General features: G+C 63.4%; 18 protein-coding genes. 4 read left to right on the plus strand and 14 right to left on the minus strand.

Annotated elements, in window-relative coordinates; genetic code table 11:
• Nucleotides 1–207 precede the first annotated feature (207 nt).
• The 4 genes from C404_RS56560 to C404_RS56575 all read right to left on the minus strand — a co-directional run bounded on the left by C404_RS56560 (nucleotide 208) and on the right by C404_RS56575 (nucleotide 8724).
• On the minus strand, nucleotides 208–1239 hold the full coding sequence (locus C404_RS56560) for a tripartite tricarboxylate transporter substrate-binding protein (protein ID WP_021197538.1): 1032 nt from the start codon (nucleotides 1237–1239) through the stop codon (nucleotides 208–210).
• Between the two features lie 177 nt (nucleotides 1240–1416).
• Nucleotides 1417–2880, minus strand: a complete 1464-nt coding sequence (locus C404_RS56565) for a glutamate synthase subunit beta (RefSeq protein WP_021197539.1) — start codon at nucleotides 2878–2880, stop codon at nucleotides 1417–1419.
• 136 nt (nucleotides 2881–3016) lie between these two features.
• Nucleotides 3017–7729, minus strand: a complete 4713-nt coding sequence (locus C404_RS56570) for a glutamate synthase-related protein (RefSeq protein WP_021197540.1) — start codon at nucleotides 7727–7729, stop codon at nucleotides 3017–3019.
• A 269-nt stretch (nucleotides 7730–7998) separates the two neighbouring features.
• Nucleotides 7999–8724 carry a transposase gene (locus C404_RS56575; protein ID WP_021197541.1) on the minus strand — a complete coding sequence of 242 codons (726 nt, stop codon included), beginning with the start codon at nucleotides 8722–8724 and terminating at the stop codon, nucleotides 7999–8001.
• Between the two features lie 273 nt (nucleotides 8725–8997).
• On the opposite strand from C404_RS56575, the gene C404_RS56580 reads away from it, so the two are divergent.
• Nucleotides 8998–9672 (plus strand): OmpW/AlkL family protein, encoded by a 675-nt coding sequence (locus C404_RS56580; RefSeq protein ID WP_021197542.1) that lies wholly within the window; start codon nucleotides 8998–9000, stop codon nucleotides 9670–9672.
• Between the two features lie 150 nt (nucleotides 9673–9822).
• Here the strand turns inward: C404_RS56580 and C404_RS56585 are convergent, their stop codons facing one another.
• From C404_RS56585 to pilM, 9 genes are all read right to left on the minus strand, one after another.
• Nucleotides 9823–10548 (minus strand): carbonic anhydrase, encoded by a 726-nt coding sequence (locus C404_RS56585; RefSeq protein WP_052027488.1) that lies wholly within the window; start codon nucleotides 10546–10548, stop codon nucleotides 9823–9825.
• Between the two features lie 80 nt (nucleotides 10549–10628).
• Nucleotides 10629–11795, minus strand: a complete 1167-nt coding sequence (locus C404_RS56590; RefSeq protein ID WP_021197544.1) for a deoxyguanosinetriphosphate triphosphohydrolase — start codon at nucleotides 11793–11795, stop codon at nucleotides 10629–10631.
• A gap of 19 nt (nucleotides 11796–11814) precedes the next feature.
• A complete protein-coding gene (gene aroB / locus C404_RS56595; RefSeq protein ID WP_021197545.1) occupies nucleotides 11815–12921 on the minus strand; it encodes a 3-dehydroquinate synthase in 1107 nt (368 codons plus the stop codon).
• Nucleotides 12918–13490: a shikimate kinase gene (locus C404_RS56600; RefSeq protein WP_192840354.1), complete on the minus strand. Its 573-nt coding sequence runs from the start codon at nucleotides 13488–13490 to the stop codon at nucleotides 12918–12920. The genes aroB and C404_RS56600 overlap by 4 nt, the downstream gene beginning before the upstream one ends.
• Before the next feature lie 140 nt (nucleotides 13491–13630).
• On the minus strand, nucleotides 13631–15772 hold the full coding sequence (gene pilQ / locus C404_RS56605; RefSeq protein WP_275044732.1) for a temperature dependent type IV pilus secretin PilQ: 2142 nt from the start codon (nucleotides 15770–15772) through the stop codon (nucleotides 13631–13633).
• Nucleotides 15773–15774: 2 nt separating this feature from the next.
• Nucleotides 15775–16320, minus strand: a complete 546-nt coding sequence (locus C404_RS56610) for a pilus assembly protein PilP (protein ID WP_031330204.1) — start codon at nucleotides 16318–16320, stop codon at nucleotides 15775–15777.
• Complete coding sequence (locus C404_RS56615; protein ID WP_021197549.1) at nucleotides 16317–16976, minus strand: type 4a pilus biogenesis protein PilO; 660 nt, start codon at nucleotides 16974–16976, stop codon at nucleotides 16317–16319. Before C404_RS56615 ends, C404_RS56610 begins: the two co-directional genes overlap by 4 nt.
• A 2-nt stretch (nucleotides 16977–16978) precedes the next feature.
• Nucleotides 16979–17617, minus strand: a complete 639-nt coding sequence (locus C404_RS56620; protein WP_021197550.1) for a PilN domain-containing protein — start codon at nucleotides 17615–17617, stop codon at nucleotides 16979–16981.
• Between the two features lie 10 nt (nucleotides 17618–17627).
• Nucleotides 17628–18698 carry a type IV pilus biogenesis protein PilM gene (gene pilM, locus C404_RS56625; protein WP_031330205.1) on the minus strand — a complete coding sequence of 357 codons (1071 nt, stop codon included), beginning with the start codon at nucleotides 18696–18698 and terminating at the stop codon, nucleotides 17628–17630.
• 452 nt (nucleotides 18699–19150) lie between these two features.
• On the opposite strand from pilM, the gene C404_RS56630 reads away from it, so the two are divergent.
• Complete coding sequence (locus C404_RS56630) at nucleotides 19151–21574, plus strand: penicillin-binding protein 1A (RefSeq protein ID WP_031330206.1); 2424 nt, start codon at nucleotides 19151–19153, stop codon at nucleotides 21572–21574.
• Between the two features lie 69 nt (nucleotides 21575–21643).
• Here the strand turns inward: C404_RS56630 and cyaY are convergent, their stop codons facing one another.
• Complete coding sequence (gene cyaY / locus C404_RS56635; RefSeq protein ID WP_031330207.1) at nucleotides 21644–21985, minus strand: iron donor protein CyaY; 342 nt, start codon at nucleotides 21983–21985, stop codon at nucleotides 21644–21646.
• A 127-nt stretch (nucleotides 21986–22112) separates the two neighbouring features.
• Between cyaY and lptM the strand changes: the two genes are divergently transcribed.
• Both lptM and lysA read left to right on the plus strand, forming a co-directional pair.
• Entirely contained in the window at nucleotides 22113–22343 is a 231-nt protein-coding gene (gene lptM / locus C404_RS56640; RefSeq protein ID WP_021197554.1) for an LPS translocon maturation chaperone LptM, read from the plus strand.
• Between the two features lie 67 nt (nucleotides 22344–22410).
• Nucleotides 22411–23670 carry a diaminopimelate decarboxylase gene (lysA, locus tag C404_RS56645; RefSeq protein WP_021197555.1) on the plus strand — a complete coding sequence of 420 codons (1260 nt, stop codon included), beginning with the start codon at nucleotides 22411–22413 and terminating at the stop codon, nucleotides 23668–23670.
• The last annotated feature ends 30 nt before the right edge of the window (nucleotides 23671–23700 follow it).

Below are 23700 nucleotides of genomic sequence, written 5' to 3' on the forward strand. Positions count from 1 at the left end.
CCTGGGTGACGCTTGGGGCGGGCCACATCTTGTTATGTTCGCTAGCCGTACCGGCTCGATACGGCCCGCCATTATAGGTGGAAACCCGTGCAGCCCGTCAGTCACTCCATGCTTACCTACAGTTTGTGTGGCTTGAGCGCCGCGCTGTTGGCACGTGGTCTTGCCGCCCGCTGAAAGTAGTGCGCAAGGCGCGGCGCCCCCTATGTGTCACTCACCGGTATCGACGCGCAAATCCACTTGGCGGATCAGCCCCTGCCAGTGGCTGGCATCGCGGCGCGCGGCCTGGGCGAGGGTATCGGGCGTGTTCCATTCCGGCTCGAAGCCCCCCGCTCGCAATGTGGCGAGAACATCGCTTGAAGTGAGTGCACGACGGAATTCGGCAGCTGCGCGCATCGACAGCGGCTTGGGCGTGCGTGCCGGCATGAACGCCCCAACCCACGCGCTGTAGTCGAACCCGGCGAGCCCTGTCTCGCGCAAGGTCGGCGTGGTGGGCGCGAACGTCGAACGCGCCAATCCCGTCACGCCCAACAGCCGCAACTGACCGTTGGACACCCCCGTCGACAGGCTTGGATAGCAGGCGAAACACGCTGCCATGCGCCCCGCCAGCACCTGCTGCACGAGTCCCGCTTCGCCGCGGACAGCGACGTGCGGTGCGTGGAAGGCGTAGTCACGCACAAACTGCTCGGCGACGAGGTGGGACCAGGTGCCGATGACGTCCGAACCGCAGTTGACGGAAACAGACTCCCCATGCGCCTGGGCAATCAGCTCCGTGACGGAAGTGATGGGCAATCGCGCATCGACTGCCAGGAACAACGGTAGCGTGGCCACCATGGCCACCGGCTGGAAGTCGCGCAGCGGATCGTATGGCGCGGGCTCCAGCGCCGGCTGAATGACAAAGGTGGTTTGCTGGAGCAGCAGCGTATGACCATCGGACGGCGCACGTGCGACCAGATCACCGGCGGCCATGCCGTTGGCGGCCGGGCGATCGTCCACGTCGGCCAGGCGACCGATCTGCTGCTGCAATTGCGTGGCCAGCGCCCGGGCGACCGCGTCGAACACGCTGCCCTCGGCGGCCGGCACGACCAATCGCAGCGGATGCGAGGGATAGCCCAGCAGTTCCGCGCGCGCCGGCAATGCCAGCGCTGCCGGTAGCGCACCCAGCCAGCCAATAGCCCGGCGTCGCCGCGGGTCGGGCGTATCGGGCACATCTGCGCGCAAGTTGCTGTCGCAGGCTCGCATCGTGGCTTGGAGGTCGGGGGGCATTTCATTCTAGAAATCCGCCCTGCCGCGCTGAACCCCGGTAAACCATGTCGATGTAAACCATGAGGCATAACGGCCCTGTCACAACGCAACTCGCGCGCCGCAAAGAAAAAGGCCCGCCGAAGCGGGCCCTGAGTCAAACGGTCAACCGCGTGGTCAGCGCGGCAGTTCCGTATGGCCCATGAGAAACGCGTCCACCGAGCGAGCAGCCTGACGGCCTTCGCGGATGGCCCACACGACCAGCGACTGGCCGCGGCGCACGTCACCGGCGGCAAACACCTTCGGCACGTTGGTGGCGTAGGCGTTGTCGCCTTCGGTGGAAGCACGTGCGTTGTTGCGCGCATCCTTGGTCACGCCAAACGCATCCAGCACGCCGCCGACCGGGTTGGTAAAGCCCATTGCCAGCAGCACGAGGTCGGCCTTGAGCGTGAACTCGCTGCCTTCGACTTCGCTCATCTTGCCGTCCTTCCACTCCAGGCGAACCGCCTTGAGGCCGGTCACGCGGCCGTTCTCACCAATGAGTTCCTTGGTGGCGACCGACCAGTCGCGCTCGCAACCTTCGTCGTGCGACGACGACGTGCGCATCTTGATCGGCCAGTACGGCCACACCAGCGGCTTGTTCTCTTCTTCGGGCGGACGCGGCAGCAGTTCGAACTGCGTGACCGATGCAGCGCCATGGCGGTTGGACGTGCCCACGCAGTCCGAACCCGTGTCGCCGCCACCGATCACGATGACGTGCTTGCCATCCGCGCGGATCGGGTTCGGCGCATCGCCGGCCACTTCCTTGTTCTGCGGGATCAGGAATTCGAGCGCGTAGTGCACGCCATCCAAATCGCGGCCCGGCACCGGCAGATCGCGCGGCACTTCCGAACCGCCCGTCAGCACGACGGCGTCGAACTGCTTGAGGATGTCGTCCGCAGCGATGGTTTCGCGAGCGTCGTTGACGATGCCGGCGGGCAGCGTCGCGTTGCCCACCATCACGCCGGTGCGGAACGTCACGCCTTCGGCTTCCATCTGCTGCATGCGGCGGTCGATCTGCGCCTTCTCCAGCTTGAAGTCGGGGATGCCGTAACGCAGCAGGCCGCCGATGCGGTCGTTCTTTTCGAACAGCGTCACGTCATGACCCGCGCGTGCCAGTTGTTGCGCAGCGGCCATGCCCGCAGGGCCCGAGCCGACCACGGCCACGGTCTTGCCGGTCTTGTGCTTGGGCACTTGTGGTGCGACCCAGCCTTCTTCCCAGGCCTTGTCGATGATGGCGTGCTCGATCGACTTGATGCCGACCGGCAGTTCATTGATGCCCAGCGTGCAAGCCGCTTCGCACGGTGCCGGGCAGATGCGGCCCGTGAACTCGGGGAAGTTGTTGGTCGAGTGCAGCACCTCGATCGCGGTCTTCCAGTCCTGGCGATACACCAAGTCATTGAAGTCCGGGATGATGTTGTTGACCGGGCAGCCGTTGTTGCAGAACGGAATGCCGCAGTCCATGCAGCGTGCGCCCTGGATCTTGGCTTCGTTGTCCGCCAGTGCGAACACGAATTCCTTGTAGTGCTTCACGCGCGCTTCGGGCGCTTCGTATCCCTCGTTCTGGCGGGGAAATTCGAGAAAACCGGTCGCCTTGCCCATGGTGTCCTTCCTGTCTCGACCTTGCCGGCACAGCCGTGCTGTTCAGGCGGTCGAGCCTGTCTTGTGAGGTTGCGTTGTATTCGGTGGTGGCGAATGGCTGGTCACGAAGACCAACCATTCGCCAAGTCGCTTGGAATCAGGCCGCGATCTGCTCGCGGGCGGCTTCCTGTTCGCGCTCGTACATCTCAGTCAGTGCGCGCTTGTACTCGGTCGGGAAGACCTTGACGAAGCGGCGACGTGCATTGCTCCAGTCGGCCAGCAGTTCCTTGGCGCGCTCGGAGCCGGTGTAGCGGAAGTGCTTTTCCACCAGCGCCTTGAGCAGTTGCTCGTCGAGCACGCGCTCGCCGCCCACCTTGTGCCAGGTCGACTGCGTATGCGCCTTCTCCTGGTCCGCCGCCGACAGCACGGATTCCAGCGCGACCTGCGCGGTGTTGCAGCGCTTGTCGAACAGGCCGTCTTCGTCATAGACGTAAGCCACGCCGCCCGACATACCTGCCGCAAAGTTACGGCCGGTCGCGCCCAGCACGACGACGGTGCCGCCGGTCATGTATTCGCAACCGTGGTCGCCGGTGCCTTCCACCACGGTGGTGGCGCCGGAGTTACGCACCGCGAAGCGCTCGCCGGCCACGCCGTTGAAGAACGCCTCGCCGGCCAGCGCGCCATACAGCACGGTGTTGCCGACGATGATGTTGTTGGTCGGCTCACCGCGGAACTCATGCGGCGGGCGCACGATCACGCGGCCGCCCGACAGGCCCTTGCCCACGTAGTCGTTGCCGTCGCCCACCAGGTCCAGCGTGATGCCGTGCGCGAGGAACGCTGCGAACGACTGACCCGCCGTGCCCTGCATCTGCACGTGGATCGAGTCATCCGGCAGACCCTCGTGGCCGTAGCGCTTGGCCACTTCGCCCGAGAGCATCGCGCCCACGGTACGGTTGACGTTGCGCACCGGCTGGATGAACGAGACGCGCTCGCCCTTCTCCAGCGCTGCCTTGGCCTTCTCGATGAGCTGGTGATCCAGCGCACGATCCAGGCCGTGGTCTTGCACGTCGACCTGGTAGCACGGCTCGCCTTCCTTCTTGGCCGGCTGGTAGAAGATGCGCGCGAAGTCCAGACCGCGTGCCTTCCAGTGTTCGATGCCGGCCTTGGTGTCGAGCAGGTCTGCGCGGCCGATCAGTTCGTTGAACGAGCGGATGCCCAGTTGCGCCATGATCTCGCGCACTTCCTCAGCCACGAAGAAGAAGTAGTTCACCACGTGCTCAGGCTTGCCCGAGAACTTCTTGCGCAGCACCGGATCCTGCGTTGCCACGCCCACCGGGCAGGTGTTCAGGTGGCACTTGCGCATCATGATGCAGCCCTCAACCACCAGGGGTGCGGTGGCGAAGCCGAATTCGTCCGCGCCCAGCAGCGCGCCGATCACGACGTCGCGGCCGGTCTTCATCTGGCCATCAGCCTGCACGCGGATGCGGTTGCGCAGGCCGTTGAGCATCAGCGTCTGCTGCGTCTCGGCCAGGCCCAGTTCCCACGGCGTACCAGCGTGCTTGATCGACGACCACGGCGAAGCACCCGTGCCACCATCGTGACCGGCGATCACCACGTGATCGGCCTTGGCCTTGGCGACACCTGCGGCCACCGTGCCCACGCCCACTTCCGACACCAGCTTGACCGACACGTCCGAACGCGGGTTCACGTTCTTCAGGTCGTGGATGAGCTGCGCCAGATCTTCAATCGAGTAGATGTCGTGGTGCGGCGGCGGCGAGATCAGGCCCACGCCCGGCACCGCGTAACGCAGCTTACCGATGTAATCCGTCACCTTGTGGCCGGGCAGCTGACCGCCTTCACCAGGCTTGGCGCCCTGGGCCATCTTGATCTGGATCTGATCAGCCGAAGCCAGGTACTCAGCGGTGACACCGAAGCGACCCGAAGCCACTTGCTTGATCTTCGAGCGCAGCGAATCGCCCTCTTGCAGCTCCAGATCGCGCTCGACCACTTCGCGGCCGATCACGTCCGACAGCTTGGTGCCCTGCTTGATGGGAATGCCGCGCAGTTCGTTGCGATAACGGCGCTCGTCTTCACCGCCTTCACCCGTGTTCGACTTGCCGCCGATGCGGTTCATCGCCACAGCCAGCGTGGTGTGCGCTTCCGTGCTGATCGAGCCCAGCGACATGGCGCCGGTCGCGAAGCGCTTGACGATTTCCTTGGCCGATTCCACTTCTTCCAGCGGAATGGCGCGCGCCGGGTCCACCTTAAACTCGAACAGGCCGCGCAGCGTCATGTGGCGCTTGCTCTGGTCGTTGATCAGGTTGGCGTATTCCTTGTACGTCTGGTACGAATTCGCGCGCGTGGCGTGCTGCAGCTTGGCAATCGAATCCGGGGTCCACATGTGCTCTTCGCCGCGGACGCGGTAGGCGTATTCGCCGCCGGCATCGAGCATGCTGGCCAGCACCGGCGCATCGCCAAAGGCGTCGCGGTGCAGGCGCAGCGCTTCCTCCGCCACTTCGAAAATACCGATGCCGCCCACGTTCGATGCGGTGCCGTGGAAGTACTTGTCCACCAGTTCACGCGACAGGCCGATCGCTTCGAAGATCTGCGCGCCGGTGTACGACATGTACGTCGAGATGCCCATCTTCGACATCACCTTGTGCAGACCCTTGCCGATCGCCTTGGTGAAGTTGTAGACCGCCTTCTCGGCCGTCACGCCCAGGCCCGGGGCCAGCTCGGCCAGCGTTTCCATCGCCAGGTACGGGTGCACGGCTTCGGCGCCGTAGCCAGCCAGCAGGGCGAAGTGGTGCACTTCGCGGGCCGAACCCGTTTCGACGACCAGACCCGTGCTCGTGCGCAGGCCCTTCTCCACCAGGTGATGGTGGATGGCGGACGTGGCCAGCAGCGCCGGAATAGCAGCCTGCTTTTCGTCCACGGCGCGGTCCGACACGATCAGGATGTTGTAGCCCGACTTGACCGCATCGACGGCCTCGGCGCACAGCGAGGCCAGGCGTGCTTCGATGCCTTCCTTGCCCCACGCCACCGGGTAGCAGATGTTCAGCTCGTAAGCCATGAACTTGCCGCCGGTGTAGTGCTCGATGTTGCGGATCTTCGCCATGTCCTTGAAGTCCAGCACAGGCTGGCTCACTTCAAGACGCATCGGCGGGTTGATGTTGTTCAGCTCAAGCAGGTTCGGCTTCGGCCCGATGAACGAGACGAGCGACATCACCACGTTTTCGCGGATCGGGTCGATCGGCGGGTTCGTGACCTGCGCGAACAGCTGCTTGAAGTAGTTGTAGAGCGTCTTGTTCTTGCTGGAGAGCACAGCCAGCGGGCTGTCGTTGCCCATGGAGCCGGCGGCTTCTTCACCGTTGGCGGCCATCGGCGCCATCAGGAACTTGACGTCTTCCTGCGTGTAGCCGAACGACTGCTGGCGATCCAGCAGCTTCGCGGCCGGCTTGGTTTCCGCAGCCACGTCTTCCGGCTTGGCTTCGAGCTCGTCGAGCTTGATGCGCACAGCGTCGATCCAGCTCTTGTACGGCTTGGCGTTGGCCAGGTTGTCCTTGAGTTCCTTGTCGTCGATGATGCGGCCCTGCTCCATGTCGATCAGGAACATCTTGCCCGGCTGCAGGCGCCACTTCTTGACGATGCGCGACTCGGGGATCGGCAGCACGCCGGCTTCCGAGGCCATCACAACCATGTCGTCGTCGGTCACGTAGTAGCGCGCCGGACGCAGGCCGTTACGGTCGAGCGTGGCGCCGATCTGGCGGCCGTCGGTGAAGCAGATGGCGGCGGGGCCGTCCCACGGCTCCATCATCGCGGCGTGGTATTCGTAGAAGGCGCGACGGTTGTCGTCCATCAGCGTGTGTTGTTCCCACGCTTCCGGAATCATCATCATCATCGCCTGGGCCAGCGGGTAGCCGGCCATCGTCAGCAGTTCGAGGCAGTTGTCGAACGATGCCGTATCCGATTGGCCCGGATAGATCAGCGGCCAGAGCTTCGGCAGGTCATCGCCCAGCACCGGGGACGAGATACCGCCCGTGCGGGCGTTGATCCAGTTGACGTTGCCCTTGACGGTGTTGATTTCGCCGTTGTGCGCGACCATGCGGTACGGGTGCGCCAGCTCCCATGCCGGGAACGTGTTGGTCGAGAAACGCTGGTGCACCAGCGCCAGCGCCGACACCGTGCGGGGGTCTGCCAGATCTTGGTAGTAGCGGCCGACCTGTTCGCACAGCAGCAGGCCCTTGTAGACGATCGTGCGGGCCGACATCGACGGCACGAAGTATTCCTTGCCGTGCTTGAGCTTGAGCGCCTGAATGGCGTGGCTGGCGGTCTTGCGGATCACGTACAGCTTCCGCTCCAGCGCGTCGGTGGTCATGATGTCGCGGCCGCGCCCGATGAAGATCTGGCGGATCACCGGCTCGGTCTTCTGCACCGTGGGCGACATCGGCATGGTCTTGTCGACCGGCACATCGCGCCAGCCCAGTACAACCTGGCCTTCCAGGCGCACGGTGCGCTCCAGTTCCTGCTCACAGGCCAGGCGCGAAGCGTGTTCCTTCGGCAGGAAGATCATGCCAACACCGTACTCGCCCGCCGGCGGCAGGTTGATGCCCTGCTTGGCCATCTCTTCGCGGAAGAACTGATCAGGAATCTGTAGCAAGATGCCCGCGCCGTCGCCCATCAGCGGGTCGGCGCCGACGGCGCCCCGGTGGTCGAGGTTGTGCAGGATACGCAAGCCTTGCTGGACGATCTCGTGGCTCTTCTTGCCCTTGATGTGAGCGACGAAGCCGACGCCGCAAGCGTCGTGTTCATTGGTCGGGTCGTACAGACCCTGGGCCGACGGCTGGGTAGGGAAAGAATGTTGTTCCACGGCGATCTTCCGATGTTGTGGGTACTGCGCGCCGAGGAGTCCACACCTTGGCCCTCACATGGGTGCAGGGCGTAGACAGATAACAATGGCGCGCCGCACCATGAATGCGGGGTGGATCGAATATAAAAGAGCGATTCGTAACAGGCAAAAGTTTTTAAATGGGGTCGGAGTAAATTAATAAATGCACACCATCGGTGCGGGTTAATAAATGGGGACAGATTAATTTGGTGCGGATTGGTGCGCCCTGCACCGATCACCTTGGCGCCCGGCTATTCCACGGGGGCGGCGTCCTCTGCTCCCACCTCTGCGGTTTTACGCGGCGGACGGCCTTTGGGCAGCGGCGCGACACGGCGACCACCTGAACGCGCCAGGGTGGTCAGGAAAGCCTCGCCGCCCAGCGGCCAGCCGCTATGCACGTGCTGGCGGATCTGCGCGAGTTGATCGGAGCCGAGCCCCTCGTGCCAGAGCGTCCGATAGCGTGACTGGCGCTCGAAAGGTGTGTTGCCAAGACGCCAATAGCAATAGTGGTCACTCACCCACGGAATCGACTGGATACCAACGTGGTGGCGATACGTGCTCCACCGGTCGTCGTCCGGCGTGGTGACGAGACCACCTCGTACTGCATTGGACTCCACGTACAGCAGCATTGGCAGCACCCACTCGGCCGGGTCCAGCACGGTCGAGCGGAAGCGCCCCTCCCACAGCGTGCCGCTGCGGTCGGCCGCGCCATTGAAGTAGCGCGTATAGCGTCGCCCCACGGCTTGCAGCGTGCGCGACAGGCTATCCGCCACCTTGGGCGTGCCCACCAGGTGTACGTGATTGGGCATCAGTGAGAAAGCGTGGATGGCGAAATCGTGCTCGCGCGCAGCCATGCGCAGCGTGTCGAGGTAGAACGCATAGTCCTCGTCCGTGCGAAAAACGGCCTGGCGATTGTTGCCGCGCTGCAACACGTGCACGGGAACATCGATCGGGCTAAGGCGAGGCAGGCGTGCCATGACGGAAAAAGCGGGCAGAGAAAGCGCACATCCTAGCGTGATAGCGCCGAATCTGTCCCCAATTTTTTACAGGGCAAACGGTTGCGTTTCGGCTGTCGCCCGAGCGCAACGAGAATCGCCCACATTCGCGGCCGGATTTGCCCGATATCAAACCGCGAAGCGCGAGAGCTTCGGCCCGCGCCTCGAATTGATCCCGCGCAAATCGACCGGCCCGCATTGCCGCGAGACTGGCTCCCGTCACATTCACAAGACGATATCGAGAGGGAGCGTTTCATGGCTTTTGCACGCCTCGCCACAGCTGCGGCAATCACCGGTGCCCTTGCTGGCATCTTCAGCCCAACCGCGTTTGCGCAGAGCACCGACCTGCCGCCGGCCACTGGCAACTGGATGGTGCGCCTGCGCGCCGTCAACCTGACGGCCGCCAATAAATCCGACCCGGTGAACGCGCTGGCCATTCCGGCCGACGCCATCCAGATCAACAACAAGGCGTTCCCCGAGCTGGACGTCTCGTACTTCTTTACGCCGCATATCGCGGCCGAGCTGATCCTGACCTATCCGCAACAACAGGACGTGACGGTCATGAAGAGCGCGCTGGGCGGCCCGACCAAGATTGGCGACTTCCGCCACCTGCCGCCGATCCTGACGCTGCAATACCACTTCACGCCGGAATCGCGTTTCAAGCCGTACGTGGGCGCCGGTATCAACTACACACGCATCTCGAACGTGAACCTGCAGGTGCCGGGCGTCGGCCAACTGGACTTGAGCAAGAACAGCTTCGGTCCCGCGCTGCAGGTCGGCTTCGATTACCGCCTGACCGATCGCATCTACTTCAACATGGACCTGAAGAAGACCTGGATCAGCGCCGACGTGAAGATGGCCGGCCAGACCATCAGCAAGGTCAAGGTCGACCCGTGGCTGCTGGGTATCGGCCTGGGCTACCGCTTTTAACTTTGAGGGAGACGATCAGCGAACAGACCTTCTTCTGATCGACTTTTCCGACGTGCCGCAGGGGTCGTCGACGGCGGGGGCGCTCGTCGACGGTGGTTGGCGCGTTCGGCCCGGCATGCGTTGGGGCGGCCGGGCATTTTTTTTGGGCGATTACTTTTTGAGCGGTGCCGGATCGAACTGCGTCACGAAGCGACCGTCAAGCGGCTGAGGCGTACGGAAGTTATCGGCATAGAAGCCGCGTAGCGCGTCAAGCTGTGCACGCGACGCCGTAATCGGTTGCTTCAGCACATACCACTCGACGTTCTCGGTCAGCGGCGGCGTGGTGAGCGAGCCGAGGTAGTGATAGTAGGCGTCGCTCTTGGGCAGCAGATCAGCCGGGGCGACAGCAGGCACTTCGTGCGCCTCGCCCTTGCGCGCAGCCTTAAGAACAGCGCCGAGCGCGGGGTTGGCAGCGCCCTCTTCCAGCATCACGCCGATCACCGCCATACGACCATCCTTGGCCACATGCACGAGGTGCACCTCGGCCGGAAACGACTTGCCGTCGATGGTGTGCTCGCTGTGCGCGTGGAAGTGGAACTGGCGCAACATGAAGCGACGCCCGCGAATCTTCGCATCACCACCGGGCACGTTCACCTGCAGGGCGTGCCCCGTATCGACAACCATGCCGGCAAGCGTACCGTAGTGCGGTTGCACGGCATCGGGCTCATCTTCATCCACGGTCACCGCATCAGCGGTATGGATGTCGATGGGCGACTGAAATGCATCGTGCACCGCATGCCATTCGGCCTGGTGCTGGTAATCGAAATGATCCGCCGGGCTGGCGGCATGAGCGTTGAACGCCGAGGCGATCAGCAACGGCAAAAGAAGGCGGCGCATAGGATAAGCTGGATGACAAATTGGCTGTCATCGTAGGCACCGTCTAAAGCCCCGTCAGTCAGAATTGTCCGATATCGGGTTCAGGCGGCATCGACCGCAAAGATGCGTCGATGCTCTTTGATGGCATACCGATCCGTCATGCCGGCGATGTAATGCGCGATCCAGCGCGGCTGCTCCTCGGGGTGGGCTTTGGCCTGATACTGCGGCGGCAGCAGACGCGGATCATCGAGGAACGCGCCAAACAGGTCATCGATGATGCGACGTGCCTTGGCGGCCATGCGCATCACGAGATAGTGGCGGTAGAGGTTGTCGAACAGGAAGCGCTTGAGCACGCGCGCCTCTTCACGCATCGGTTCAGAGAACGCCACGAGTGCTGGCGCCGCACGCACGTCATCGATATTTTGCGGCGCAACCCCGGCGATACCCGCGCGCGTCGAGGCAATCAGATCGACGATCAGCGCATTGATGATCCGGCGAATCGTCTCGTTGATCAGGCGCCGGCCACCCGCATTCGGAAACGCCGCCTCCGCTTCGCGGCGTTGGATCGCCCATAGCGGCACGTCTTCCAGTTGCTCCAGAGTGATCAGGCCGGAGCGCAGGCCATCATCGATATCGTGGTTGTTGTACGCGACCTCATCCGCGAGGTTGGCCAACTGCGCCTCCAGCGAAGGCTGCTGCCCTTCGAGAAAACGCCGCCCCAGATCGCCCAGCGTAGCGGCGTTGTTGCGTGAGCAATGTTTGAGGATGCCCTCACGCGTCTCGAACGTGAGGTTCAAGCCGTCAAAGCCACCGTAGCGCTCCTCCAGCCGATCTACCACCAACAGGCTCTGCAGGTTGTGCTCGAAGCCGCCGTACGGCTTCATGCAATCGTTGAGCGCATCCTGCCCCGCGTGCCCAAACGGCGTGTGGCCCAGGTCGTGCGCCAGAGAAATCGCCTCGACCAGGTCTTCGTTCAACCGCAGGCTACGGGCAATCGAACGGGCGATCTGCGCGACTTCGAGGCTGTGCGTCAGACGCGTGCGGAACAGGTCGCCCTCGTGGTTCACGAAGACCTGCGTCTTGTACTCGAGCCGGCGAAAGGCGGTGCTGTGGATGATGCGATCGCGGTCGCGCTGGAACTCGGTGCGCGAGGTGGATGGCGGCTCCACGTGGATACGACCGCGCGTCTGCGCCGCATGCGCGGCGTAGGGAGCGAGATGGCCCTCGAGATCGAACGGCGCGGGCGGCAAATCGAGTCGATCGTTCATCGGGCCATCTCTTCTGGCGTCAGGCGACGGGCGCCTCGGTGGGTGGGTGCAGCACAGCATGCTGCAGGGTAGCGCGCAAGTCGCTGTCGGGCACGGTGGTCACGAACGCCTGGCCCAGCTTGCGTAGCAGCACAAACTTGATCTCGCCGGCTTCGGCTTTCTTGTCGACGCGCATCAACTCGATGAAACGATCGATGCCCAGATCCGGCGCCACGGTCGGCAGGTTGGCCGCCCGCGTGAGCGCAGTGATGCGGTTGCGCGTGTCGATATCGATAAAGCCCAGGCGATGCGACAGGTCGGCCGCCATCACCATGCCGCAGCCGACGGCCTCGCCATGCAGCCACTCGCCGTAACCCAGGCCGGCCTCGATGGCGTGCCCGAAGGTGTGGCCGAAATTGAGCGTGGCACGCAGGCCGGTTTCGCGCTCGTCCTGCGCCACCACAGATGCCTTGATGCGTACCGAGCCGCGCACGGCTTCGGCCATCAGGCCGGTGTCGCAGCTGTTGAGGCCGGTGATGTTCTGCTCGATCCAGGCAAAGTAATCGGCATCGGCAATCGCGCCGTGCTTGATGACTTCGGCCATGCCGGCGGCCAGTTCACGTGCAGGCAGCGTGCGCAGCGTGTCGATGTCGGCCAGCACCGCCTGCGGCTGGTGAAATGCGCCGATCATGTTCTTGCCAAGCGGGTGGTTGATCCCCGTCTTGCCACCCACGGAGGAGTCCACCTGCGACAGCAGCGTCGTCGGCACCTGGATGAACGGCACGCCGCGCATATAGCAAGCGGCGGCAAAGCCGGTCATATCACCAATCACGCCACCGCCCAAGGCAATGAGTGTGGTCTTGCGGTCGGCGCCCGCCGTCAGCAGCGCATCAAAAATGCGGTTGAGCGTCTCCCACTTCTTGAACGACTCGCCATCGGGCAGCACAACCGTATCGACAGCCTTGCCGAGCGAGCGGACCGCCGCTTCAACCTTGGCGGCATACAGCGGTGCAACGGTCTCGTTGGTGACGATCACGGCACGCGTGCCGCGAATATGGGGGGCAAACAGCGCTGCCTGGGAGATCAGCCCCGAGCCGATATGGATCGGATAGGCGCGATCGCCGAGGTCGACATCGACGGTAATCATGACTGAGGGGAGACTTGCGAGGAGGTGGAGGAATCCGCTGGCGGCGCCACGATGCCGGCCACCTCAAGTTGCATCAGCACCATATTAACAAGCTGGGCGACGGTGGGCTTGCCGGTCTCGATGACAAAGTGTGCCACCTCGCGGTACAGCGGATCGCGAATCGCGTGCAGTTCTTCAAGCCTGGCGCGCGGGTTTTCTGTCTGCAGCAGCGGCCGGTTCTTGTCGTGCCGCGTGCGCAGATACAAGTCGTGCGGATTGGCGCGCAGGTAGATGACGGTGCCACGCTCGCGCAGGAAGGCGCGATTCTCGGGCCGCAGCACGGCACCACCGCCCGTCGCGACGACCACGCCGCTGCGCGCAGTCAACTCGTCGATCACATGGGTCTCGCGATCACGAAAGCCCACCTCGCCTTCATGCTCGAAGATGATGGGAACACGTACGCCACAACGCGTTTCGATCTCGTGGTCGGAGTCGAAAAACGGCAGATCGAGCCGGCGCGCCACCGCACGGCCGACCGTCGTCTTACCGGCGCCCATCAGGCCGACGAAAAAAACGTTGGAAACTGACAAAATCGCGTGAAATCAGGAATTTGAGCCTGATTGTAGTGGCATTTGCCCATCATCCAGCACAAACCCAGTTGCAGAACACAAAAAAGCCCGGCGCTCCGTGAGGAGGCCGGGCTTTGCGGCTCGCGACGCCGAGCTGCTGACTACTTCAGCGACAGCTGGTCCGTCACCACGCGGGGCGTCAGGAAAACCAGCAACTCGGTGCGATTGTTGATCTTGCTCGTGCTCTTGAACAGGTTACCCAACACCGGGATGTCGCCCAGCAGCGGCACCTTGTTGATATCGGTCCGCTCGTTCTGCGTGAAGATCCCGCCGATCACGACCGTGCCGCCGTTCTCCACCAGCACCTGCGTCTGCACGTGCTTGGTGTCAATGGCGAAGCCGTTGGTGGTCTGGATGCCGACGCTATCTTTGTTCACATCCACGTCCAAGAAGATGTTGCCATCCGGCGTGATCTTCGGCGTCACCTCCAACTTCAAGTTGGCCTTCTTAAACGAAACAGAGGTTGCACCAGAAGACGTTGCCTGCTGATACGGGATTTCGGTGCCCTGCTCGATCAGCGCCTTGATGTTGTCTGCAGTCACAACGCGCGGGCTGGAAACGATCTTGCCGCGACCATCGGCTTCCAGCGCAGACAGCTCCAGCGCCAGGAATCGACCGGCGCCGGCGTTGAACAGGCTCACTGCCACGCTGGCAGCGTTCACGCCGTTGATGCCGTTGGCCGGGAAGCTGATGGCCGGGCTGTTATCCCACGTGGCGCCCTGCGTCACCGGCGACACCACGTTGGTATAGGTGTTGCCGTAGCCTGCACCATTGGTCTTGGAAGCAAAACCCAGCTTGGCACCTAGGTTGCGACTGAAGGTGTCATCAGCCTCAACGATGCGCGCCTCGATCATCACCTGGCGAACCGGGATGTCGATCTTCAGCAGGAACGCCTGGACCTCTTCCAGCTTGCTCGGAATGTCCGACACAAACAGCTGGTTGGTGCGCGCATCCGAAGTCAGCGAGCCGCGCTTGGAGAGAATCCGAGACGCAGTACCGCCTGCCGCACCGCCGGCAGCCCCTGCCCCCGTACCCAGCAGCATGTTGCGCACATCATCCGCACGCTGATAGTTCAGGCGGAACACTTGGCTGCGCAGCGGCTCCAGTTCAGTCACTTGCTGCTGCGACTCCAACTCGGCCTTTTCCTTCGTCGCCAGCTCACCACGCGGCGCAACCCACAGCACGTTGCCATTGCGACGCGAGGCCAGGCCCTTGGAGTCCAGCACGATCTGCAGCGCCTGGTCCCACGGCACGTCTTTCAGACGCAGGGACAGCGTGCCCGTCACGCTGTCGCTGGTGACGATGTTCAGGTTGGTGAAGTCCGCAAAGACCTGCAGCAGCGAGCGCACGTCAATGTTCTGGAAGTTCAGCGACAGGCGCTCACCGCGGTAGCCGGGGCCGGAGATCAGCTTGTTCGGATCTTCCTTGGTCGGGCGCACTTCCACCACGAACTGCGTATCGGTCTGGTACGAGCTGTATTGCCAGTTGCCACGCGGCTCAATCACCAAGCGGGCACCGGTACCGGTATCGGTGGCGCGCATAGCCTGCACCGGCGTACCGAAATCGCTCACGTCATAGCGACGACGCAGTGATTGCGGCAGTGTCGCGCCAACAAAGTCGACCACAAGGTTCTGACCTTGCTGGGCAATGTTGATCGCAGAGTTGGCGGTCGACAGGTCCACCACCACACGGCCAGCGAGATCCTCACCACGACGGAAATCAACGTTGCGCACGGCCGGGCGCACAGCGCCCGCTACGGGTGTCGGGGCGGAGAAAGTCGGCGCAGCCACTGCAGCCGCCACCGGCGCCGCTTCCAGCGTCAGCACGTACTGGTTACCACGCACTTCCGACTTGTATTGCGTCTGGCGCGCCAGGTCGAGCACGACACGCGTGCGGTCGCCGATCTGCACAACGTTGGCCGAGCGCAGCAGCTTGCCGCCATATTGATAGTTGGCACGCCCCTGGGCGAAACCGGCGCCAAAGAAGTCGATGGCGATGCGCGCAGGCTGCTGCGTGCTGAACTCCACCGGCTTCTGTGCGGGTGCGTCCTTCAGGGTGACCGTCACGACGGTGGACTCACCGGCCGTGGCCTGTTCCACCTTTTCGATGACATTGCCGGAGTTGGCGGCCTGCTGCGCGAGCGCCTGCCCCGCCACCATGAACATGCATAGCGAAAGCCATGCAGCTGCGCCCCCCCGGGCCACTCGAGCTGCCTGCGCCAGGCCGCCCTTCACAAGACGCATCGTCATTGCGCGCCCTCCTGAACTTTCAGGGTAGTCATTTTTTCTTTCCATTCGGTCGTGCCTTCGCGCACCAGCTCACGCAGGGTGAGTTCCTGATCGCCGATGCGGACGATACGACCATAGTTTTGTCCGATGTACTGCCCCACATGCACGTGTTGCGTCTTGTCCCCGACAGACACGACGCCTTCCGTTTCGCCATTGCGCTTCATCGTCCCGAGCAGCTTGAAGGCTTCCAGCGGATAGTCTTCCAGCGGCTCGCGACGGCGATTCGGTTCTGGCGATTCGTTTTGCGCGCGCGAAAGTTCCGCCACCTTCTGCACGCTGAACGGGTCAGTCTGCTTGGTGGTCGTGTATTCACGCGGCGCGTAAGGTTTGGGTTCCGGCAGGGGTGCCAGCTTGGTGCTGACGTTGTTGCGCGCCTGCTGCATCCACTGCTGCAATTCGTCATCGGCGTTCGCGCCGCAGGCACCCAGCACAACAACCAGGCACAGCGGGGCGATACGCGCGAGGTGCGGCATCCGGCGGCGGCTCATGGTCTGGCCCATCATTTGGCGCCTCCCTTGGCGGCTGCGTTGGCCTTGCGCTGAGCAGCCTGCTCGTCCGGATCGAGCGCGCGATACGCTTCTGCGCGCGCTTCCATCACCATGCTGCCATCCTTGTTGCCGGTCAGTGACACGTTCTGCAGCGTGACGATCCGCGACAGTGCAGCCACATCGGCAGCAAACAGTGCCATGTCGTGGTAGCGGCCATTCACCTTCACGGCGACGGGGATCTCGGCGTAGTACGGTTTAACCACAGCGGCGGACGGGCGGAACAGATCGAACGTCAGCCCACGCGCAATACCGGCGTGGTTGACGTCGGCCAGCAGCGCATCCATCTCGGTCTTGTTGGGCAGTTGCAGTTCGAGCTTGGCGACACGCTGCTCCACCTCGGCCTTCTGCTTGCGCAGCGCCTCGAGGTTAATCACCTGGGCAAGCTTGCTCTGGTAGGCGGACTTCAGTTGCTCTTGCTCGGTGCGCTTGGCATCGCGCTCGTCGAACTTGCCACTCCAGTAGAACTGCCAGCCCAGCACGATCACGAGCACAGCGGCCAGGATCATGAACAGGATGCGCGGCGCGATCGGCCACGTTTCAGGCTCGTTCAGGTTCAGTCCACGGAACTGGCTGACCAGGTCTTCCAGCGAAATTTCGGTCGAGAGCGCCATGATTATTTCCCTGCCCCTGCGCCGGCCGCTCCTGGCTTGGCGGGCGTTGCCACCTCAGCCTTCCACTGGAAACGGACGGTGAAATTGAACAGACGACGCTGCTCCTTCAGGTTGTTCGTCATCGTGGTGGCGACGGACTCCCCCAGTTCAGCACGGTCAAGCCAGGGCACCGCGCCCAGGTTGCGCAGCAGATCCGACACGCGTTCGTTGGACTGCGCCACGCCGGAAATCGTGAACTTGTCACCATCCTGCTTGAGCGAGGTCAGGTAGACACCTTCCGGCACTTGGCGCACCAGCTCCTCGAGCAACTGCACCGGGCGGTTGCGTTCGTTCTGCAGGCTCTCGACAGCCTGCTGACGCTGCAGCAGGTCTTCAATGTCTTTCTTGAGCGTGTTCACCTCAACGATCTGCTTGTCCATCTCCGCGTTCTTCTGCGTGAGAACATCGTTGATGCGCTGCGCCTCTTCGGTCTGGTGATCGATCACCATGCCGCCCAGAAACACCACCACGGCGCCCGCGACGGCCGCGCCGCCTAGGCTCATGAAGACTTTCTTGCGCTTGTCCGCACGCCGCTCGGCGTGATACGGCAGCAGGTTGACGCTCGGGAGCGCATTCACGGCATTCGCGCTTTCATTGGCCATCGCCCGCTCCTTATTGCAGCCCGCGCAGGGCCAGGCCCGCGCTGACGATGTACGCCGGCAGATCGCGTTGCAGATAGCGCGCGTTGACGTTCTTGGCCGCACCCATGTTGGCAAACGGGTTGGCCAGCGTCGTGTTGATCTGCGTCTGCTGCTGAATGGCGGTCTGCACGCCCAGCAGGGATGCATGGCCGCCCGAGAGCACGATCTCATCGACCCGGCCAACGCTCGAGGTCGACATGAAGTTCTGGATGGCCTGGCTGATTTCCATCGCCAGCGTCTCCAGCGACGGCTTGAGCAGTTGGCTGCGGTATTCGTCGGGCAGCGTGTTCTTGCGTTTCTTTACCTCGGCCTTGAGCAGGTCGAGCGAGAACAAGCGCGAGATGCTCTGTGTGAGTTGGTCACCCGAGCCAGAAAGCGGTTGCTCGTACAGTTCCTTCCAACCTTGATAGAACAGTGCGTGCGAGCGGGCGCCGCCCAGATGAAACATCGCCACCACGGGCATGTCGCGCATCTCGGTTTCGGTGGCGTCATGCTTGACCGCCAGCATGTGGGTCATGGCGCGCTGGATGGCGTTTTCTTCCACATCCATGACGATCGGCTTGAGGCCGGCCATCTCGGCAGCGGTCACGCGCTCGGTCACACGCTCGGACACCGTTGCCGTCACGCGCACACCGACCCCGCCCTCGGTTTCGGACGGGCCGATCACGACATAGTCGAAATTGACGTTCTGCGAGGGCGGAAACAGCCGGTTGGCCTCGCTCTCGACCTGCACGAAGAGCTCGTCTTCGGTCAGGTTGTCGGGCAGGCTGACGGTTTGTGATTCCGTCAGGCTGGAAGGAATGGCCAGCACCGCATCCTTGCTGCGGATGCCTGCCTTGGCGATGGCGCGCTTGAGTGCGCTGCCCACCGCGTCGATATTGACCAGATTGCCGTCCGCGACGGCACTGCGTTCAATGAGCTCGCTAGCGCATTTCTCGAGACGGAAATCCCCCTGCTTGCCATTGGCGGATAGCTCCACCACTTTGACGCTGGAAGACCCGATATCAATCCCGACGATATTGCGGCGCAGCAGGCCGGACAACAAACCCCGTCGCACAGAGACACCCCACCGTTTATATATTTTTGAACCCTGGCGCCCGCTCCACGTCCAACGTGCGCCATAGCCTGCATGGATTTGCTGCTGGATTCTCACAAAATCCTTTAGAACAGGCAAACGCTCCGGCGGACCGCAGTGCATTTCGCAGGTGCCGATTCGTAAAGCGTTGTCAAAACCCCACGATCGAGGGATACCCCTTTCGTCTGACTTGCTTTCCGCTTCGTCTACTTCTAACGGCGGATTCTTCTCCGCCTTGAATCAGGCTAACGCAGGCGCACAATCCGCGCGCACGCGGTGCCGGATACGCCACCCGAGTGCAGCACACGCTGCAGTCGTGACAGCCGTTACGCGCTGTTACCCCCTCATCGGGCGGCCCCCATGGGTCCCGAAGATATAATCCCCGCCACGCTGACTGACACCCCCGGTGCCCACCTGTAATGGCTACTGCCCAAACCACCCCAGCTTCGCCCAAGCCGCCCAAAGCCCGCCGCCCGCTGTGGGCGCGTCTGCTCCTCTGGATGTTCGGCCTGTTCGTTGCCATGGGGGTCGTCGGGGCGCTGCTGGTGGGTTATGCCCTGCTGGTGGCCGCGCCAAACCTGCCGTCGCTCGACGTCATCACCGATTACCGGCCGAAGATTCCGCTGCGCGTCTACACCGCGGACAACGTCCTGATCGGCGAGTTCGGCGAGGAACGCCGCAGCTTCGTGCCGATCGCGCAGATCCCCGACGTGATGAAACGCGCGGTGCTCGCCATCGAGGACGATCGCTTCTACGAGCACGGCGGCGTGGACTTCGTTGGCGTACTGCGCGCTGGCTTGGCCAACCTGCACGGCGGCCTGTCGCAGGGCGCGTCGACTATCACCATGCAGGTGGCGCGCAACTTCTTCCTCTCGAGCGAGAAGACGTTCACGCGCAAGATCTACGAGATGCTGCTCTCGTACAAGATTGAAGCCAGCCTGAGCAAGGACCAGATCCTCGAGCTCTATATGAACCAGATCTACCTCGGCCAGCGCGCGTACGGCTTTGCCAGCGCCGAGCAGATCTATTTTGGCAAGAACATCAAGGACATCACCCTGGCCGAGGCCGCCATGCTGGCCGGCCTGCCCAAAGCGCCGTCGGCGTACAACCCGGTGGTGAACCCGAAGCGCGCCAAGGTGCGCCAGGAATACATCCTGCAGCGCATGCGCGACCTGCACTACATCACGCCGGAGCAGTACACCCAGGCCATCAACGAGCAACTGCCGGTGCGCAGCGAAGGTCATGAATTCGACGTGCATGCCGAGTATGTGGCGGAAATGGTGCGCCAGCTCATGTATGCGCAGTACCGCGAAGAGACCTACACACGCGGCCTGAACGTCTATACGACGCTGCGCAAGGGCGATCAGGACGTGGCGTATCAATCGGTGCGCCGCGGCGTCCTCGACTACGAGCGCCGTCACGGCTACCGCGGCCCCGAGGCCTTCATTGACCTGCCGGCCGACGCGGATGACCGCGAACAGGCCATCGACGATGCCCTGCTCGAGCACCCGAGCAGCGACGATCTGCAATCGGCCGTGGTGGTGAGTGTGGCGCCGAAGCTGGTGCGCGCGACGATGCTGTCGGGCGAAACGATCGATCTGGCGGGCGATGGCCTGAAATTCGCACAGGCTGCGCTGTCGGCCAATGCGCAGCCAAAGATCAAGCTGCGTGCAGGCGCGGTCATCCGCGTGACTCAAGACACGAAGACGCAGAAGTGGTCGGTCACGCAGTTGCCGGAGGTGGCCTCGGGCTTTGTCTCGCTGGACCCGCAGACGGGCGCGATCTATTCGATGGTCGGCGGTTTTGACTTCAACCGCAGCAAGTTCAACCACGTCACGCAGGCGTGGCGCCAGCCGGGTTCGAGCTTCAAGCCGTTCATCTACTCGGCGGCGGTGGACAAGGGCTTCTCACCGTCCACGGTGATCAACGATGCGCCGCTGTCGATCCCGACCGGCGACACCGGCGGCCAGGTGTGGGAGCCGAAGAACTACGGCGGCGGCTACGACGGCCCGATGACGATGCGCCGCGCGCTGCAGAAGTCGAAGAACCTCGTGTCCGTGCGGATCCTGCGCACCATTGGTACGCAGTACGCGCAGCAATACATCACGCGCTTCGGTTTCGAGGCGGACAAGCACCCCGCCTACCTGCCGATGGCGCTGGGCGCGGGCTCGGTGACGATCCTGCAAATGGCCGGCGCGTATTCGGTGTTCGCCAACGGCGGCTACCGCGTCAACCCGTACATCATTGATCGCGTGGTCGATGCACGCGGCACGGTCATCCAGCAAACGCACCCGATGACAGCCGCCAAGGACGCCGTGCGCGTGATCGATCCACGCAACGACTTCATCATGGACTCGCTGCTGCGCAGTGTGGTGTCGAACGGCACGGGCTATCAGGCCAAGGCCAAGCTGGGCCGCAACGACATGGCCGGCAAGACCGGTACCACCAACGACTCGTTCGACGCGTGGTTCTGCGGCTATACGCCCAAGCTGGTCGGCGTGGCCTGGATGGGCTACGACAACCCGCGCAGCCTGGGTGACCGCGAAACCGGCGGCGGCCTGGCCTTGCCGATCTGGATCAACTACATGAGCTATGCCCTCAAGGGTCAGCCCGAGACAGATCGCCAGCCGCCCGAAGGTGTGGTGCAAATGGCCGGCGACTGGGCCTACGAGGAATACGCCAACGGTCAGGGCATTGCCTCGGTGGGTCTGGGCGATGCAATGCCGGGCGCCGCTGGCCCTGCCTCGGCACCAGGCGGCGACCAGCCGCAACCGGGCGGCAGCCTGGCGCCGACGCCGGAACAGGAGAAGCAGAAGATTCTCGACATGTTCCGCGGTAACTGAGCTTCATCGCCAACGAAAAAGCCGCCCTTCGGGGCGGCTTCTCTTTTGCACGGTGGATGCGCGTGGCGGTCAGTTGGCCGCCAGCGTCACATCCACTTCGCACTGCTGGCTGACATAGCGCGACAGGGCAACGTACAGTTCTTCGCCGCTGCGGGTGTCTGTCCAGCGGCTGTCGGTGTGGCGGAAGTGGAATCCGCCGGCACGTGCGGCCACCCACAGTTCCTGCATCGGCGCCTGGCTGTTGATGATGATCTTGGAGCCATCGTCGAATTCCAGCGTCAGCACGTTGCCAACACGGCTGACTTCGATGTCGGCGTCAGCTTCGTCAGCGGCAATCTCAACGATGCTTTCGATGCGGGAAAGCTCCGCGTCGGCCAGCGCCAGGAACTCCGATTCGGTCAGGGGGGGCATGCTACACTCCAAAATCTTGCGCGGGCGCGGCATCGCGGCCTTTTTCGACCGCTTGGCGCCTCGCCCCATGTGACTCTGATTGCCTGCAAGGTTGCACCCTTGGGGCTCTTTTCCGCACCACCATCCGATGACACGAATCGCCGCCATTGTAGCCACTGTCGGCCTGACCCTGACGGCCGCAGGTCTATCCGGCTGCGGGATTCGCGGGCCGCTGTACATGCCCAAGGTGCCCCAGGCACCGACTGCACCCCAGACAACCGACCCTGGCATCGCCGGACCGAACGCCGTGCCGCAGCCGCCGGTGCCTGGCGCCAAACCTGCGACAGACGCCGCCAGCGCGGTGCCCGCCAACCGCTGATCTGTTTCTCTTTTCAACCGGCGCTGCCTGCCCTACGCAAGACGGCGCCCTGATTGCCCCCTCACTCATGTCCGAGTCCCTGATCCGCCAGGACGGCGCCCTGATGATCGAAGGTGTCGCGCTCGACGCGATTGCCGCGCAATTCGGCACGCCCACCTACGTGTATTCGCGCGCTGCGCTCACAGCCAACTATCGCGCCTACGCTGCCGCGTGCGAGGGTCGCAACGCGCATGTGCACTACGCCGTCAAGGCCAATTCGAACCTTGCGCTCCTGCAAATCTTCGCGCAGTTGGGCGCCGGTTTTGACATCGTCTCGGCCGGCGAACTCAAGCGCGTACTCGCCACCGGCGTGTCGGCCTCGAAGGTGGTGTTCTCGGGCGTGGGCAAGAACGCGGATGATATGCGCTTCGCGCTGGAAGTCGGCGTGGCGTGCTTCAACGTGGAGTCGATCCCGGAGCTGCATCGCCTGAATGATGTGGCTGCATCGATGGGCAAGACTGCGCCTGTGTCGCTGCGCATCAACCCGGACGTGGATGCCAAGACGCACCCGTACATCTCGACCGGCCTGAAGGGCAACAAGTTCGGCGTGGCCTTTGACGAAGTGCTGCCGACTTACCGCGCCGCTGCCGCCATGCCCAACCTGCATGTGGTCGGCATCGATTGCCATATCGGCTCGCAGATCACCGAGGTGTCGCCGTACCTGGATGCGCTGGACAAGGTGCTCGACGTGGTGAGCAAGCTCGATGCCGAAGGCATCCGCCTGTCGCACATCGACGTGGGCGGCGGCCTGGGCATCACCTACACCGACGAGACGCCGCCGGACATCACCGCCTTCGCACGCACGCTGCTGGACCGTGTGGAGCAACGCGGCTTTGGCGATCGCACCGTGCTGTTCGAGCCGGGCCGCTCGCTGGTGGGCAACGCTGGCCTGCTACTCACGCGCGTCGAATACCTCAAGCCGGGGGCCAGCAAGAACTTCTGCATCGTCGATGCGGCCATGAATGACCTAGCCCGCCCGGCCATGTACGAGGCGTATCACCACATCGTTGCGGTGCGCGAAGGCGAAAGCGCACCGGTCGTCTACGACGTGGTCGGCCCGGTGTGCGAATCGGGCGACTGGCTCGGCCGCGATCGTTCGCTGGCGGTGCAGGCAGGCGACTTGCTGGCAATCCTGTCGGCCGGCGCGTATGGCTTCACGATGAGCTCGAACTACAACACGCGCAATCGTGCGGCGGAAGTCATCGTGGATGGCGACAAGGTGCACTTGGCGCGCGAGCGCGAGCGCTTTGAAGACCAGATCCGCGGCGAGCATCTGTTCCCGGCATAAGGCGGCATCACCGCAAAGAAAAAGCCTCGC

This window comes from Ralstonia sp. AU12-08, from assembly GCF_000442475.1.
Taxonomy (GTDB): Bacteria; Pseudomonadota; Gammaproteobacteria; order Burkholderiales; family Burkholderiaceae; genus Ralstonia; species Ralstonia insidiosa.